The sequence below is a fragment of the Gluconobacter oxydans DSM 3504 genome, assembly GCF_000583855.1.
Taxonomy (GTDB): domain Bacteria; phylum Pseudomonadota; class Alphaproteobacteria; order Acetobacterales; family Acetobacteraceae; genus Gluconobacter; species Gluconobacter oxydans.
Window position 1 is genome coordinate 235,577 of sequence record NZ_CP004373.1, and the last position, 14,519, is coordinate 250,095.

General features: G+C 58.3%; 13 protein-coding genes and 1 tRNA gene. 3 read left to right on the plus strand and 11 right to left on the minus strand.

The window, feature by feature from the left end; translation table 11 throughout:
- Positions 1–16 precede the first annotated feature (16 nt).
- From rplS to GLS_RS01125, 6 genes are all read right to left on the minus strand, one after another.
- A complete protein-coding gene (gene rplS / locus GLS_RS01100; protein ID WP_041110658.1) occupies positions 17–409 on the minus strand; it encodes a 50S ribosomal protein L19 in 393 nt (130 codons plus the stop codon).
- Positions 410–433: 24 nt separating this feature from the next.
- Positions 434–1,138 (minus strand): tRNA (guanosine(37)-N1)-methyltransferase TrmD, encoded by a 705-nt coding sequence (gene trmD, locus GLS_RS01105; protein WP_041110660.1) that lies wholly within the window; start codon positions 1,136–1,138, stop codon positions 434–436.
- Positions 1,135–1,677 (minus strand): ribosome maturation factor RimM, encoded by a 543-nt coding sequence (gene rimM, locus GLS_RS01110; protein ID WP_024717129.1) that lies wholly within the window; start codon positions 1,675–1,677, stop codon positions 1,135–1,137. The genes trmD and rimM overlap by 4 nt, the downstream gene beginning before the upstream one ends.
- Before the next feature lie 28 nt (positions 1,678–1,705).
- Positions 1,706–2,053: a 30S ribosomal protein S16 gene (rpsP, locus tag GLS_RS01115; RefSeq protein WP_011251789.1), complete on the minus strand. Its 348-nt coding sequence runs from the start codon at positions 2,051–2,053 to the stop codon at positions 1,706–1,708.
- Positions 2,054–2,093: 40 nt separating this feature from the next.
- Positions 2,094–3,521, minus strand: coding sequence for a signal recognition particle protein (ffh, locus tag GLS_RS01120; protein ID WP_041110663.1), 1,428 nt, complete (start codon positions 3,519–3,521; stop codon positions 2,094–2,096).
- 128 nt (positions 3,522–3,649) lie between these two features.
- The gene (locus GLS_RS01125; RefSeq protein ID WP_226986602.1) at positions 3,650–4,180 is read right to left on the minus strand and encodes a Spy/CpxP family protein refolding chaperone; all 531 of its coding nucleotides are present in this window, start codon (positions 4,178–4,180) and stop codon (positions 3,650–3,652) included.
- Positions 4,181–4,397: 217 nt separating this feature from the next.
- Between GLS_RS01125 and GLS_RS01130 the strand changes: the two genes are divergently transcribed.
- Positions 4,398–4,487 (plus strand) — tRNA-Ser (locus GLS_RS01130).
- 135 nt (positions 4,488–4,622) lie between these two features.
- Here the strand turns inward: GLS_RS01130 and GLS_RS01135 are convergent.
- The 4 genes from GLS_RS01135 to metX form a co-directional block, all read right to left on the minus strand.
- Positions 4,623–5,918 (minus strand): DEAD/DEAH box helicase, encoded by a 1,296-nt coding sequence (locus GLS_RS01135; protein WP_041110667.1) that lies wholly within the window; start codon positions 5,916–5,918, stop codon positions 4,623–4,625.
- A 299-nt stretch (positions 5,919–6,217) separates the two neighbouring features.
- Positions 6,218–6,826 carry a nitroreductase family protein gene (locus tag GLS_RS01140; protein ID WP_041110669.1) on the minus strand — a complete coding sequence of 203 codons (609 nt, stop codon included), beginning with the start codon at positions 6,824–6,826 and terminating at the stop codon, positions 6,218–6,220.
- Between the two features lie 129 nt (positions 6,827–6,955).
- Positions 6,956–7,561 carry a methionine biosynthesis protein MetW gene (metW, locus tag GLS_RS01145; protein WP_024716992.1) on the minus strand — a complete coding sequence of 202 codons (606 nt, stop codon included), beginning with the start codon at positions 7,559–7,561 and terminating at the stop codon, positions 6,956–6,958.
- On the minus strand, positions 7,561–8,751 hold the full coding sequence (gene metX / locus GLS_RS01150) for a homoserine O-acetyltransferase MetX (protein ID WP_041110672.1): 1,191 nt from the start codon (positions 8,749–8,751) through the stop codon (positions 7,561–7,563). Before metX ends, metW begins: the two co-directional genes overlap by 1 nt.
- Positions 8,752–8,898: 147 nt before the next feature.
- Here metX and GLS_RS01155 point away from each other — a divergent pair, with 147 nt between their 5' ends.
- A complete protein-coding gene (locus GLS_RS01155) occupies positions 8,899–12,681 on the plus strand; it encodes a glycoside hydrolase family 99-like domain-containing protein (RefSeq protein WP_041110674.1) in 3,783 nt (1,260 codons plus the stop codon).
- A gap of 145 nt (positions 12,682–12,826) precedes the next feature.
- Here the strand turns inward: GLS_RS01155 and GLS_RS01160 are convergent, their stop codons facing one another.
- Positions 12,827–13,612, minus strand: coding sequence for an HNH endonuclease (locus GLS_RS01160; RefSeq protein WP_080691868.1), 786 nt, complete (start codon positions 13,610–13,612; stop codon positions 12,827–12,829).
- Positions 13,613–13,742: 130 nt separating this feature from the next.
- On the opposite strand from GLS_RS01160, the gene GLS_RS01165 reads away from it, so the two are divergent.
- Positions 13,743–14,510, plus strand: coding sequence for a MobA/MobL family protein (locus tag GLS_RS01165; RefSeq protein ID WP_041110676.1), 768 nt, complete (start codon positions 13,743–13,745; stop codon positions 14,508–14,510).
- Positions 14,511–14,519: the final 9 nt, after the last annotated feature.

Genomic DNA, 14,519 nt, shown 5'->3' on the forward strand with positions numbered 1-14,519 from the left:
CTCTACTCCGGACGGTTTAGGAAGCGGCCTTGCTGTCAGCCTTCGGCAGATCGCGCGGACGCTCTGCGATACGGGCAGACTTACCCGAACGGCCACGCAGGTAATACAGCTTCGCGCGACGGACCTTACCGCGACGCACGACTTCGATGCTGGCGATCGACGGTGCGTACAGCGGGAACACGCGCTCCACGCCTTCACCGTTGGAGATCTTGCGAACCGTGAAGTTGCTGTTCAGACCCTTGTTGGAACGGGCGATGACAACGCCTTCGAAGCTCTGCACACGCTCACGCGTGCCTTCGACAACGCGGACGCCAACGCGGACCGTGTCACCTGCAATGAACTCGGGAACAGCGCGGACGCCGGAAAGACGCTCGATCTCGCGCGCCTCATACTGCTGGATAATGTTCATGACCAAACTCCTGAAAACAAAACTTCAATGGACCTGCTGTCGTGCCAGATACGCATCCCAGAGGTCCGGGCGGCGCGCCTTCGTGACGGCGATTGACTGTTCATGGCGCCAGCGGGCGATGGCACCATGGTTGCCGGAGAGAAGAATGTCGGGCACGTCCCGCCCGTCCCACACTGCCGGCTTGGTGTACTGTGGATATTCAAGAAGCCCGTCGGCGAAGCTCTCGTCCTGACCGCTGACGTCCGACCCCATGACGCCGGGAAGAAGACGGACGCAGGCATCCAGAAGCGTCAGGGCGGGAATTTCCCCTCCCGACAGTACGACATCGCCCATGCAGAGCTGTTCGATATCGTGCTTTTCCAGAACGCGTTCGTCCACCCCTTCGAAGCGACCGCAGAGAACGACGACCCCCGGACCGGACGACAGGCGCTCCGCATCTTCATGCGACATGCGCCGTCCCCGCGGTGTCGGATAGACGACCGGGCGGCCATCCAACGCAGGAAGCGCTGAGAGGGCTGTATCCAGAACGTCTGCCCGCATCACCATACCGGCCCCACCACCGAACGGCGTGTCATCCACGGCCCGGTGACGTCCCAGCCCGTGCTGGCGCAGGTCATGCGCCTCACAGGACCAGATCCCCCGCTCCAGCGCCCGGCCCGCGAGGGAAAACCCAAGCGGCCCCGGGAACATGTCCGGGAAAAGGGTCAGGATGTCCGCGCGCCAGCTCATGCCCGCACCTGGACCTCGCCAGCCAGATCCCCCTCGACCTCGACTTCAACGGGCGGGATGAGAACCACTTCCCGTTTCGCAAGGTCTACGCGGGGCACACAGGCCAGCGTGAACGGCACGATCAGACCACGATCCACTTCGAGGCTGACGCCTGCGCCGTAATCGTGAACGACCGAAACCGTTCCCAGAACATCTCCGTCTTCGGAGACCGCCGTCATGCCGATCAGGTCAGCATGATAGAACTCGTCATCTCCAGTCTCGGGCAGGACCGCACGCGGGACATACAGCTTGACGTTGACCAGTCGCTCGGCGGCCGTACGGTCAGGAAGGTCCTGACCATCGGCATCCGTGAGCGCCGCCACGCCCGCTGAAATCCAGCGTGCCGTCCATGCCCTGCCCTGTTCGTCATGCAGCGCACCCAGCGTCTCGACCGAGGCCGGATCGTCGGTGGCAGCATGAAGATGCACCAGACCGCGAACACCGTGCGGGCGACCGACGGTAGCAATCAGGACATCACTGTCAGGGTTGAAGCGGGGCACGTCTCGGGCTTCCTGAAAAGCGGCTCAATCAGGCCGCGGCAGCAGCGTCAGCAGCGGCCTTGGCGCGCTCCTGAGCCTTCGCCTTCGGAGCGGACTTCTTCGGCTGCTCGTTGTAGGTCGGCTTCGGAGCCAGACCTGCATTGCCGAGGAAACGGGCAACACGGTCCGTGGCGAGGGCGCCGTTGGACAGCCAGTGCTTGATGCGCTCGTCAACCAGACGGATACGGTCGGCATGGTCAGCCGGCAGCATCGGGTTGTAGGAACCGACCTTCTCGATGAAACGGCCGTCGCGCGGGCTGCGGCTGTCGGCAACAACGATGTGGTAGTAAGGACGCTTCTTGGCACCTGCACGTGCAAGGCGGATCTTGAGGCTCATGAAATACTCCTGAGAGACAGACTTGTAAAAACGGGACGGATCAGGCGAAAGGCGGGCGTCCACCGGGTTTACCCCCGGGGCCGCCCATGCCCTTCATCAGATCCGCCAGACCTCCTGCACCACCCATGCCGCGCATCAGGCCACCAAGGCCCATCTTGCTGATGCGTTTCATCATGGTGGACATGTCGTTGAACTGCTTGAGCAGACGGTTGATCTCCGGAACCGTGGTTCCCGAGCCCGCCGCGATGCGCTTCTTGCGGGACGCCTTGATGATCTCGGGCGTCTTGCGCTCCTGCTTCGTCATCGAGGAAATGATGGCCTTGTGACGCTTGAAGATCGACGTATCGAGCTCCTTGTCACCCAGCATATCCTTGATCTTTCCCATCCCCGGCATCATGCCGAGAATACCGGAAATCGAGCCCATGCGGTTGATCTGGTCGATCTGGGAAACGTAGTCGTCCAGGTCAAACTTGCCCGCGAGCATCTTCTTGGCGACGCGCTCGCCTTCCTCGTGATCGAGGGTTTCGGCTGCACGTTCCACCAGCCCGGCCACGTCACCCAGGCCGAGAATACGGCCGGCAACACGCTCGGGATGGAATTCTTCAAGCGCTTCGAGGTTTTCACCCGAACCCGTCAGCTTGATCGGCGCGCCGGTGATGGCCTTCATGGACAGGGCCGCGCCACCGCGGGCATCGCCATCCATACGGCTCATGACAACGCCGGTAATGCCGACAGCCTCGTTGAAGGCCTTGGCCGTATTCACAGCGTCCTGACCGGTCATCGCATCGACGACCAGCAGCGTCTCGGCCGGCTTGGTGAGCGTGCGGATTTCCCGCACTTCATCCATCAGCGCCTCGTCGATCGACAGACGGCCTGCCGTATCGAGGATGACGACGTCATAGCCTTCAAGACGGCCCGTCTCGAGCGCACGCTTTGCGATCTGAACGGGAGACTGCCCGGCGATGATCGGCAGAGCCTGAACGCGGCCCGTCTTGGCGTTGACGCGCTCGGCTAGCTGCTGGAGCTGGAGCTGCGCGGCCGGACGCTGGACGTCGAGGCTGGCCAGAAGAACTTTCTTGTTCTCGCGACCGGACAGACGCAGGGCGATCTTGCCGGACGTCGTGGTTTTGCCCGAACCCTGCAAACCCACCATCAGCACCGGGACCGGCGGATTGGCGGACAGGTTCAGCGGTACCGCCCCTGCCCCGCCAAGCGCGTCAATCAGTGCATCATTGACGATCTTGGCGACGGCCTGACCGGGAGAAACGCTTTCCAGCACTTCCTGCCCGACAGAACGCTCGCGGACCTTGTTGACGAAGTCCCGCACCACAGGCAGCGCAACGTCCGCCTCCAGCATGGCGAGACGCACTTCACGCATGGCCTCGGTGACATCAGCCTCCGAAAGCTTCCCGTTCTTGGAAAGCCCATCGAGGACACCGGACATCTTGCCTGAGAGTTGTTCGAACAACGGGTCACCTTAAAGCAAACAGAAACACGCCACTGCGCGAGTCTTCGCGAGGTGGCGTGTCCGGAAACAGGACCGCTCTATCGTCTTGGTGCCGAAGCGTCAAGCGATAGAGGCAGAATCAGCAGTCTTCAGGGCATATCGTCCGGGTCGCCTTCCGGCGGCGGACCCATCAGGGCTTTCATCTGCTCATGGAGCGCCTTGATCTTGTCCATGGTCTCCTTGGCCTGCTGGCGCTGAGCCGGGGTCAGCAGATCGTGAAGCTGCTCCATGGTGTCGAGATGAAGCGCGGAGACCTTGGCTTTGACCTCGTCTTCCTGCTTACCCAGATCCGCCAGCGCGGCGCGATCCAGATCACCAGCCACACTGAGAGCATCGTGAATCTTGCCCTCGATGGCACGCCCTTCAAGACGCAGCGCACGCTCGTCCTGATGAGCCTTCTCAAAAATGGTCTTGAGCTTTGCCTTTTGCGCCGTGGTCAGCGTGATGCCAGGCGGGATGGGCGGCATCATGAAACCCGGGCCGCCATAGGGCGCGCCGCCCGGCGGGGGGCGATGGCCATCAGACCCATGATGCCCCTCGGCAGAAGCCGCTAGAGGAGCCACCACTAGGCCGAGGGCAGCGATGACAGGAAGAAAAGCAGCGGGACGAAAGATCGTCATGGACGTCATATCCTTGGAGGTTATGGCAGCCGGAGACGCACAAAACGCCTCCATACGTTTCTAGATGGCACGTTTCAATGTTGCTGACCGCCCCCTTCTGCGTTTCAAAAAGTAAGCCCCCCACCCCTATGTAACACGGCCCCTTGACGGCAGAAGTTTCCCGTCGCATGAAGCATCCGATCCAGGCAGAATCCTTCAGAAATGAAGCCGGCCGGATGGAGAGGTGGCCGAGTGGTTTAAGGCAGCGGTCTTGAAAACCGCCATACGTGAGAGCGTATCGTGGGTTCGAATCCCACCCTCTCCGCCACATTCCCCGTAAAAAATTCCGAACACGCCACCGCGCTTGGGGCGCATGATTTTGCTGCGCGCTGTCAGTCTGGAATGCAAAAAGCCCGCCCCTGCATTTGCAGAGGCGGGCTTTTCAGTATGCGTTTGAATGAGATCAGCGCGCGCCTGGGCGAGGACCACCACGACCCGGGGCGCCACCACGGCCGCCACCTGGACGACCACCCGAGGGCGGTCCCGAGCGACGACGTCCGCCACCGCCGCCACCACGACCACCGCCCAGAACCGGCGGACGCTGCGTGGACAGTCGCGCCTCTTCGGAATGGAAGGGGTGATCCGTCACAACCGGAATGGGCTTGCCGATCTTCTTCTCAATATCCTTGAGCCATGCGCGCTGTTCAGCGTCACACAGGGAGACTGCGCAACCCTCACGCCCTGCCCGGGCCGTCCGGCCGATACGATGGACATAGGATTCCGGCACATTCGGCAGATCGTAATTGAAGACGTGGCTGACCTCGTCCACGTCGATACCGCGGGCCGCGATGTCGGTTGCCACCAGAGCCTTGATGGCGCCACTGCGGAAACCGGCCATAGCGCGCTCACGGGCACCCTGGGACTTGTTGCCGTGGATGGCTTCCGCGCGGATCCCGTTCTTGTTCAGGAACTCGGCAACCTTGTTGGCTTCATGCTTCATCAGCGTGAATACCACAGCACGGGCTACGCTCGGGCTTTCCAGCAGCATGAGAGCCGCATCTTTCTTGCTGCCCGAGTCAACGAACATGACAGCCTGATTGATACGATCAACCGTGCTCGATTCAGGCGTGACCTGAACCGTTGCCGGGTTCTTCAGAAGCGAATGGGCCAGATCGCTGATGGACGGCGGCATGGTTGCCGAGAACAGCAGGGTCTGACGCTGCTTGGGAAGCAGGGCCATGATGCGCTGGATATCGCGCACGAAGCCCATGTCCAGCATCCGGTCGGCCTCATCGAGAACGAGGATTTCCAAAGTAGAGAGATCGATATGCTTCTGCCCGATCAGATCAAGCAGACGGCCGGGCGCGGCCACAAGGACATCCACACCGCGACGGGTGGCCTCGATCTGGCGTCCCTGCCCGACCCCACCGAACACGACGGCATAGGAGAACTTCATGTGTCGCGCATAAGCGGCAAAGCTCTCACCGATCTGCGACGCCAGTTCACGCGTGGGCGCAAGAACCAGGGCACGGACGCCCTTCGGCGGCGCAGGGCGACGATTCGTGAAGATATGGTTCAGGATGGGAAGCGCGAATGCTGCCGTCTTGCCGGTTCCGGTCTGGGCCAGCCCCAGAAGATCGCGACCTTCGAGCAGATAAGGGATGGCACCGGCCTGAATCGGGGTCGGCGTGGTGTAGCCTTCTTCCGCGAGAGCCTTCTGAATTGGCTCGGCAAGCTTGAGTTCGGCGAAACTGGTCATGGACCTCTCCTTTGAGACGGCAAGGTCATGCTCAGGCAACCGCACCGTTATATCCCCTGCCTGACCAACTGGCCGCAGGCATTTATGGCAAGCGACCCCATTTCCACCCTGCCTCACCTGCAAAACCGGGCCTGAAACAGGCCCGGACAGAACAGAACCGGCGGGTTATGAAGTCATCATCACACTTCAGCAGACTGGCCCTGAAGTGCCCGTGGGATGTAGGACAACACTTGTCCCATTGCAAGGAGACAGGGACCCTTAGCTGAAAAAAGCCATTGGTATTTCTTGAAATTTTGCAATCAAGAGAAGCAGTCGTACTGAACCACTGCATCAAGAGGCAAAAACCCGCCACGGGGTCGAGGCGATGATGCCTCACGTCCAAGCGCGACGAACATCACAATTTCATGATCCGCTGGAAGATTGATGATCTCCCCAACCTGACCGAAGTCGAAACCATCCATGGGACAGGTCTGAAGGCCATGCGCCGATGCCGCCATCATGAGCGCATAGGCCGCAAGACCACAGGAACGGATCCCCTCGTCCCGCTGCACCTGCTCCCGTCCTTCGTAATAGGAGCGGATCATGCCGACATAGCCCTCGCGCACGGACTCGGGCGCATCTTTCCAGTAGCGGGCCGGATCTTTCTCCCAGGCCTTGATATCAGCACACATGACAATCAGCGCGGCACAGTCCTCGACCTGTGGCTGATCCCAGGCTGCGGCACGGATACGACGGCGCTGCTCCCGGTCCCGTACGACCAGAAAGCGATAATTCTGGATATTGAATGCAGTGGGGGCATGACGGGCGGCTTCGAGGATGGCCGTCAGTTCGGCTTCGGGTATCTGATATTCCGGATCAAAATGCTTGGTCGCGCGCCGGGATGCGATGGCCTGAAGAATTTCGCTCATGAATCGGCAACTCCACTCTGACGGTTATCAACCCGGACCCTGCGAAAAGCATACCCCGGCTTCAAGGTTTAACCGTACCGCAGAGCGAAGGTTGCGAAATATGAAAACGAGCCCATCAAAATAGTGCTGTCAGTGTCCCGCACGCTTGAGCAGGAACATGGCCTGTTCACCGAACAGGTTGGCCAGCCGGATGGAACGACGCCACGGGGCACGGGCACCATCCTCATCGATCGCCAGCCACTGCTGAATGACATAACCCTCTTCCTCGCAGAGCAGGAGAAAGTCCCGGATCGTGCACGGATGAATATTCGGTGTGGAATACCAGGGAGTATTCCACACGGGCGTCATCGGCATCCGCCCGGTCGTCAGAAGCTGAAGCCTCAGCCGCCAGTGACCGAAATTGGGAAAGGATACAATGGCATGACGCCCGATCCTGAGCATCTGCCTCAGGACTTCGCGCGGGCGTTCGACGGCCTGCAGCGTTCTTTGCAGCACGACGTAATCAAACGTGTCATCAGGATAGTCCGCCAGATCGTGATCCGCGTCTCCATGCATGACGGGCAGGCCATGCGCGACGGACTGCGTCACGTTCTGCATGTCGATCTCGATCCCCCGCGCATCGCAGGACCGCGTACGGTACAGGTAATCGATCAGCGTGCCATCCCCGCTTCCGACATCGAGGACACGGGCACGGGGCGCAATCATTTCGGCAATGAGCCGCTGGTCCACGCGCATCAGCGTTCTCCCGCCTTAAGGGCCGCATGTTCGGCGGCGCCCGCGACAAAACCCCGGATGGTCCGGTCGAAATCCGGCTCCTCCAACAGAAAGGCGTCATGCCCGCGGTCGCTCTCGATTTCCACGAAAGAGACGTTCGCCCCTGCCCGGTTGAGTGCCCGCACCAGAAGGCGGGACTGGGACGTCGGGAACAGCCAGTCCGAACTGAACGACACAACACAGAAACGGGTCGGCGATTTCCGGAACGGGTTGGCCAGATCGCCGTCATGTTCTGCGGCCAGATCGAAATAATCCATCGCCCGGGTGATCGTCAGATACGAATTGGCATCAAAGCGCCGCACGAACGATGAGCCCTGGTGACGCAGATAGCTCTCCACTTCGAACATTTCCCCGAACAGCGACGGACTGCTGGACGCGGGCACCGCTGTTGCCGCGTCATGCCGGACCCGCCGTCCGAATTTGCGGCTGAGAGCTTCCTCGGACAGATAGGTGATATGCGCCATCATGCGCGCCACCCCCAGTCCGCGGGCAGGAATAGCACCGAAATCCCTGTAATGGCCGTCATGCCAGTCCGGATCGGCAAAGATGGCCTGCCGGCTGACTTCATTGAATGCGATGTTCTGGGCCGAATGGAAGGGCGACGTTGCGATCGGCATAGCGGCGAACACGCGGTCCGGGAAATCCGCCGCCCAGGTCAGCGCCTGCATTCCGCCCATCGAACCGCCAATGACCGCAAAAAGACGATCTATGCCCAGATGATCGATCAGTTTCGCCTGCGCGGCCACGATGTCATGCATCGTGATTGGCGGAAACTCACTGTCCCACGCCTTTCCCGTCTCAGCACAGATCGATCTCGGTCCCGTCGTGCCCATGCAGCCGCCAAGGACGTTGGAGCACACGACGAAATAACGATCCGTATCAATCGGAAGCCCCGGCCCCACCATTCGGCTCCACCAGCCGGGCTTGCCGGTCAGGGGATTGCGTTCCGCCAGGTACTGGTCCCCCGTCAGGGCATGACAGACCAGGATCGCATTATCCCGTGCTGGCGAGAGCGTGCCGTAGGTGCAGTAGGCGACCTCCAGCGGCGCCAGATGCACGCCACATTCCAGATCGAGACCGCTGTCCAGCCGCACGGTCTGATGTGTGTAGACCGGCCCATCCGCGATACTCGGTGACGCGCTGATGTCCATCCCAGATACACCCCTGATGCCACACTGAGGCCTCATGCCTCCCGGGCGCCACGGTATGGCACTGCCTGCCGATACGATCAAATCCCTTTTGGATTGACGATGAATTAACACCTTGAATAAAGTTAAAAAAACGTAAAAAAGTTATACATGCCGCATCCGTTCTCACATTCCTCTGTTGAAGATTCACGGATATCGCCGTTTCCGGTTGACGCATCTCCCCTGCAGATTCTCGGGCATTCCGGCATTTTTGACGCATTTTATTATCTGAAATCCAACCCGGACCTGCACACGCTCGGAACCGCCGTTCTTCGGCATTACCATCAGCATGGATGGCGGGAGGGCCGTAAACCCAATCCCTTCTTTGACCCGCACTGGTATCTCAGCCAGAACCGCGACGTCATCGGTGATCCGTTGCTGCATTATATCCTGCACGGGGAACGCGAGGGGCGCCGTCCGATCGCGTGGTTCGATCCGGTGTGGTACGCGCGGACCTACCACGTCCCGGAACGGATGCTGGCCCTCGCCCATTACCTGAAGAACCGTCACAACACACCGCTGCGCCCGATCCCGGAGTTCGATCCGGACTTCTATCTGCGCGCCTATCCCGATGTTGCCAAAGCCGGCCTCGATGCGCTTGAGCATTACATGGTTCAGGGGTTTCGCGAGGCCCGCAAACCTTTCGACGGGTTTGATCCCCTTTATTACAGGCGGAAATACCTTCGGCACTCTCCGGACAGCAATCCGCTGCTGCATTATCTGGAAAACCGTAACCGGCCGGATATCCATCCGTGCAGTCCCGAAACCGAGATATCGGTTTTTGGTGAAATCAAGCGTCGGAGCAAGCCAGGGCCGCTTTTTGAAAAAGCACGCCCGTTACCCCGAAGCGCCATCCGCCGCGCCCGTATTCTGGCCTATTATCTGCCGCAGTTTCATACCATTCCCGAAAATGACGCCTGGTGGGGCGAAGGTTTCACGGAATGGACCAACCTGCCCCGAGGGATTCCGCGCTTTTCGGACCATTACCAGCCCCGTATTCCACGCGATCTGGGGCATTATACCCTGAACACACCCGAAATCCTCGAGCGACAGGCTGCGATGGCCCAGGCCGCGGGGATCGAAGGCTTCATTTTCTATTTCTACTGGTTCAACCGCAAACGCCTTCTGGACCAGCCTCTGGAAATTCTGCTGTCCAACCCGCAGATCGATCTTCCATTCTGCCTCATGTGGGCCAACGAGAACTGGAGCCGCCGCTGGGATGGCTCAGACGATGATCTGCTGATCGCGCAGGATTACCGTTCCGAGGACGACGAAGCCCTCGTGGACTGCTTTGCCCGGTATCTGCGTGATGCACGCTACATCCATTTTGATGGCCGACCAGTGCTTATGGTCTATCGGCCCGGAACCATCCCCGATGCTCCGGCCGCCTTCGTGCGGTGGCGTACGCTGTTCCGCACCCGCCATGGGCTGGATCCGCTTTTTGTCATGGGACAGGCCTTCGGTGACGAGAACCCCGATCTCTTCGGTCTGGACGGCGCCATTGAGTTTCCCCCCCACAAGGTTGTCTCGAACTGCAACCTGATCAATGACGAAATCACGCTGTTCGATAATGACTTCAGCGGTCAGGTCTATGACTACGGCGAAGTGGTGGATAAAGCCCTCGCCCAGCCCAGAACACCGTTCCCCCTGATCAGGACCGCAGCACCTTCGTGGGATAATGATGCACGACGGCAGGGCAAAGGCCTTGTCCTTCATGGATCAACGCCGGAACTCTATGAACGCTGGCTCAGCGGCCTGATCGAACAGGCTCAGTCCCGCACGTTTTTCGGAGACCCGGTCGTCTGCATCAACGCCTGGAATGAATGGGCCGAAGGCGCCTATCTGGAGCCGGACCAGCATTTCGGAAGCGCCTATCTCAACGCAACGGCACGCGCCTGTACCGGCGCCGGGAAAAACCGCTCGCGATCAGGAATCCTTCTGATTGGACATGACGCGTTTCCCGCAGGCGCACAGCGGCTCCTGCTCGAAACCGGCCGCACGCTGAAGCACTGTTTTGGCGCTGAAGTCCAGTTTCTCCTCCTCGACGGAGGCGCCCTTCTCGACGAATATCGTAACGTGGCACCCACAGAGATCGTTACGGGGGACTCAAAAACCACCACGGCGCGTCTGGAGTATCTCCGCAGGCAGGGATTTCAGTCGGCAATCCTCAACAGTGCGGCCAGTTCAGCCCTGGCGCCCCACCTTGCGGAAGCAGATATCGGCTTTCTGTTCCTCATTCATGAGCTTCCCGCGCTCCTGCGCAGTCGTAACCTGCACGCTCCCATGGAAAAGGCCTGTACGCTGGCACGCCATGTCATTGCACCGGCGCAAAGTGTAGCGAAAAGACTTGGTCTGGAAACCCTGAACAACCTGAAGATCCTGCCGCAGGGTCTCTACACGGAGGCGCCCTTTTCACTGCAGGAACGACTGACAATCCGCAGGGGAATGGGTCTTGGGACAGCTGACCGGATCATTATCGGTGCCGGCTATGCAGACCTGCGTAAAGGCTTTGACCTTTTCCTTCAGCTCTGGCGCAAAATGCAGGGCGCAGTCCACTGTGTCTGGCTGGGCGATATCGACCCGTCCCTGAAGAACAACCTGCATGTCGAACTGAACAGTGCCCTCTCCAGTGGCACATTCCACATGCCTGGCAGGGTCGACAATGTGCCGGCATGGCTGGCTGCAGCAGACGTCTTTGCTCTCACGTCACGCGAAGATCCGTATCCATCAGTCGTTCTGGAAGCTTTGGCGGCCGGGCTACCGTGTGCTGCGTTCGAGGAAACCGGCGGAATTCCGGAGCTCCTGCAACAGATCGATTCCGAAACAGACCATCGCAACAGTATTGTTCCCTTTGCGGATATACCCGCGATGGCGAACGCGGCAAACAAACTGGCGTCATGGTCCGCAGAACGCTCGAGCCGCGAGCGACAGAAAGCTGCTCGCGCCGCAGCTCAACGCTTCAGCTTCAGACATTATGCCCAGAAACTTCTGAGCCTCGCCCTTCCCGCGATCCCGAAAATTTCCGTTGTCATCCCCTCACACAACTACGCTCACTATATGAGCCGCCGCCTTTCTTCGATTTTTGCGCAGACGATACCGGTCTTTGAGATTATCGTGCTCGACGACGCCTCAGACGATAACAGCCTCGACATTGCCCGACAGACGGCGAAAGACTGGGATAGGGAAATCATTTGCATCGAGAATACCATCCCCTCAGGCTCGGTCTTCAAGCAGTGGCACAAAGCCGTCAGGATCGCACGTGGCGACTGGATCTGGATTGCCGAAGCGGACGATTTCTGCGAACCGGAATTTCTTGAACGTATTCTTGACGGTATCAAGAACAAGCCCGCTGTCGTCATGGCATTTACGGACAGCCGGGCCGTCGACGAAGACGGCGCTCCAATTTTTCCATCCTATCGGGCTTATTACGCTGAGAGCGCAGGATTACTGATGGAAAATGACAGTCATTTTACGGGAGAAAGTTTTCTCCGGGGCTGCCTGTCGGAACGCAATCTTGTCCTCAACGTCAGTAGTGCACTTTTTCGAAAAAAACATTTACTGACAGCGATCAATGGTTGTCAGACAGACCTGAAAACCCTCCGTGTTGCAGGCGACTGGCGCATTTACCTTGAACTGCTCACGCAGAAAAACGTCGAGGTCATCTATCTGGCTCAACCACTCAATGTACACCGGAGACATGGGGATTCAGTCACCCATACACTTAGCCGGCGTAACCACATCGACGAAGTCGCCTACATGCATCGCCTTCTGGCAAGTCGCCTGGCACTTCCAGAAACACATATCAGCCGCCAGAAACACTACTGTGCAATGCTGGAACAGCAGTTCGGGCTGGTTCCTCACCATGCTTCAGAAAAGGCATTACCGCTTTCCTAAGCTCCCCCCGGCCTCCATACAAACACCCCCACGAACCTGTTGATTTCGCGGGGGTTTCGGAAACTGTGATTTGGATGGTTGCGGGGGCAGGATACCAACTTTGGCGAACTCGCTACCTACCACCGCTCTACAATTCTGTATTCCCTTACCGAAGTTTCATCCTGTGCTCACGCAAATGAGCCTTCTGCTGCGAGTTCAAGGCTTTAAGCAGACGAGCATCAGGTGAAACACCAAGCAAGGCATAGCCACCAGTCCCAAGCCTCTCAGACAGCAACATTTCTCCATCATCTGAAAAGGAAATGAGATGCTTGTCGAAAGCTGCATCAAGTGTCGCAATTAATAAGAGGCCATTATTAGGATCCAGACGTTCATTATCGCTGGCAATCGCCCAAGGCTTGATGTGAGAGGCCCGCAGCAATTCAAGAACCGATACCCCCGTCACGGCGCATTTACCCCCCCAATGTTCAATCAACTCCTCTCGAAAGATGCCCTGCCCTATGCGGGCGTTTATTAAAGCTTGCTTTTGGGTCGGAGTAAGCCGTGGTGAGTTATTGATATCCTCAATATCCAGACTTCCTGCATCTTCATGTGCTTCCTGCCCACTCACAACGTCTAAGAATTTCTCAAAGGCCGGAAGAGTTTCGAAATTTACATAGAAGCCCACGTAACTACCGGTGGCATTTTTCTCTTCGAATTTTCTGAAATCAGCATTTTTAATTTCTTTATCAAGAAGAACACCACTTATTTCTCTCTGAAAAAGAACCCCATAAGTTGGGCGATCCACAACAAGAAACGTATGTTTTCTTTTGATGCTAGCAATATAAATATATCTTACGCCAACTTTATATTCATCTGCATAAGCCCAAGAATCATGAGCACGAGCATAGCCCTTTTCCCGCAGACGATCTTGTATTTCCTCTCTTGATAACATCAAACTTCACTCACTCTGAATATTATTGTCAAAATCATATAATATTTTTTTTAAATCTAAGAAATATTACTTGGGTTGCGCTTATTGGGACCTAGGTCAGGAAGATCCACTTTCAGAAGGATCCTCCCCTATGCTTGTTCAAGCGCATCGTTTCATCAGCCTTAACCAACGCCTGGGAGATGCCAGCACTCTCACACCAGGCGACATTGTCGATCTCGCAGCCTTCTACCAGGCGGGCTTCCCAGGCGAGAAAGCACAGAACGCCGCTCTTCGCAAAGTCCTGCGACAGATGAACTTTCCTGTGAAGGAGTTTGCTCGGGACCTTCATCGCGTCAAGGCCCTGTATTCCCTACAACATAGCAGCATCGCCGCCACCGACGGGATTGGTAAAACAGCCGCACGATTGCGCTACATCTGTTGTAACCGCCAAGACCTCATCCTGCTCGGAGAACGTCATGGCCTGTCGGCCTATGACACGACCAACCTTCGTACCCTGGCCGAACGCCATGAAACGATGGCAGGCCAAAACGGCCGGATTGCCGAATGCTTCATTATCGCTCTTCCTCGCGAAGGAACGCCGGAGCATCACCAGCATCTCGTCTGCGACTTTGCAGAAAAAGTCACGCATGGTGCTGCCCCCTGGATCGCAGCCATCCATTACGACCGACCAGGCAATCCCCATGTCCATCTGATCGCGCTGGAACAAAACAAACCCCGTACCGGAGGAAAAGGACGGCCCAGCAAGGTCATCGGACTGTCCCGCAAAGGGGCATTGGAACGGGTGCGCGAAGAATGGGCCGAAACGCATAACCGCATCATGGCCGGAACTGGGCCACCGATTGATCACCGTTCTCTTGAAGATCAGGGGAAAGGCCACCTCCTCCCCACACTCCATTAAGGGCCAACT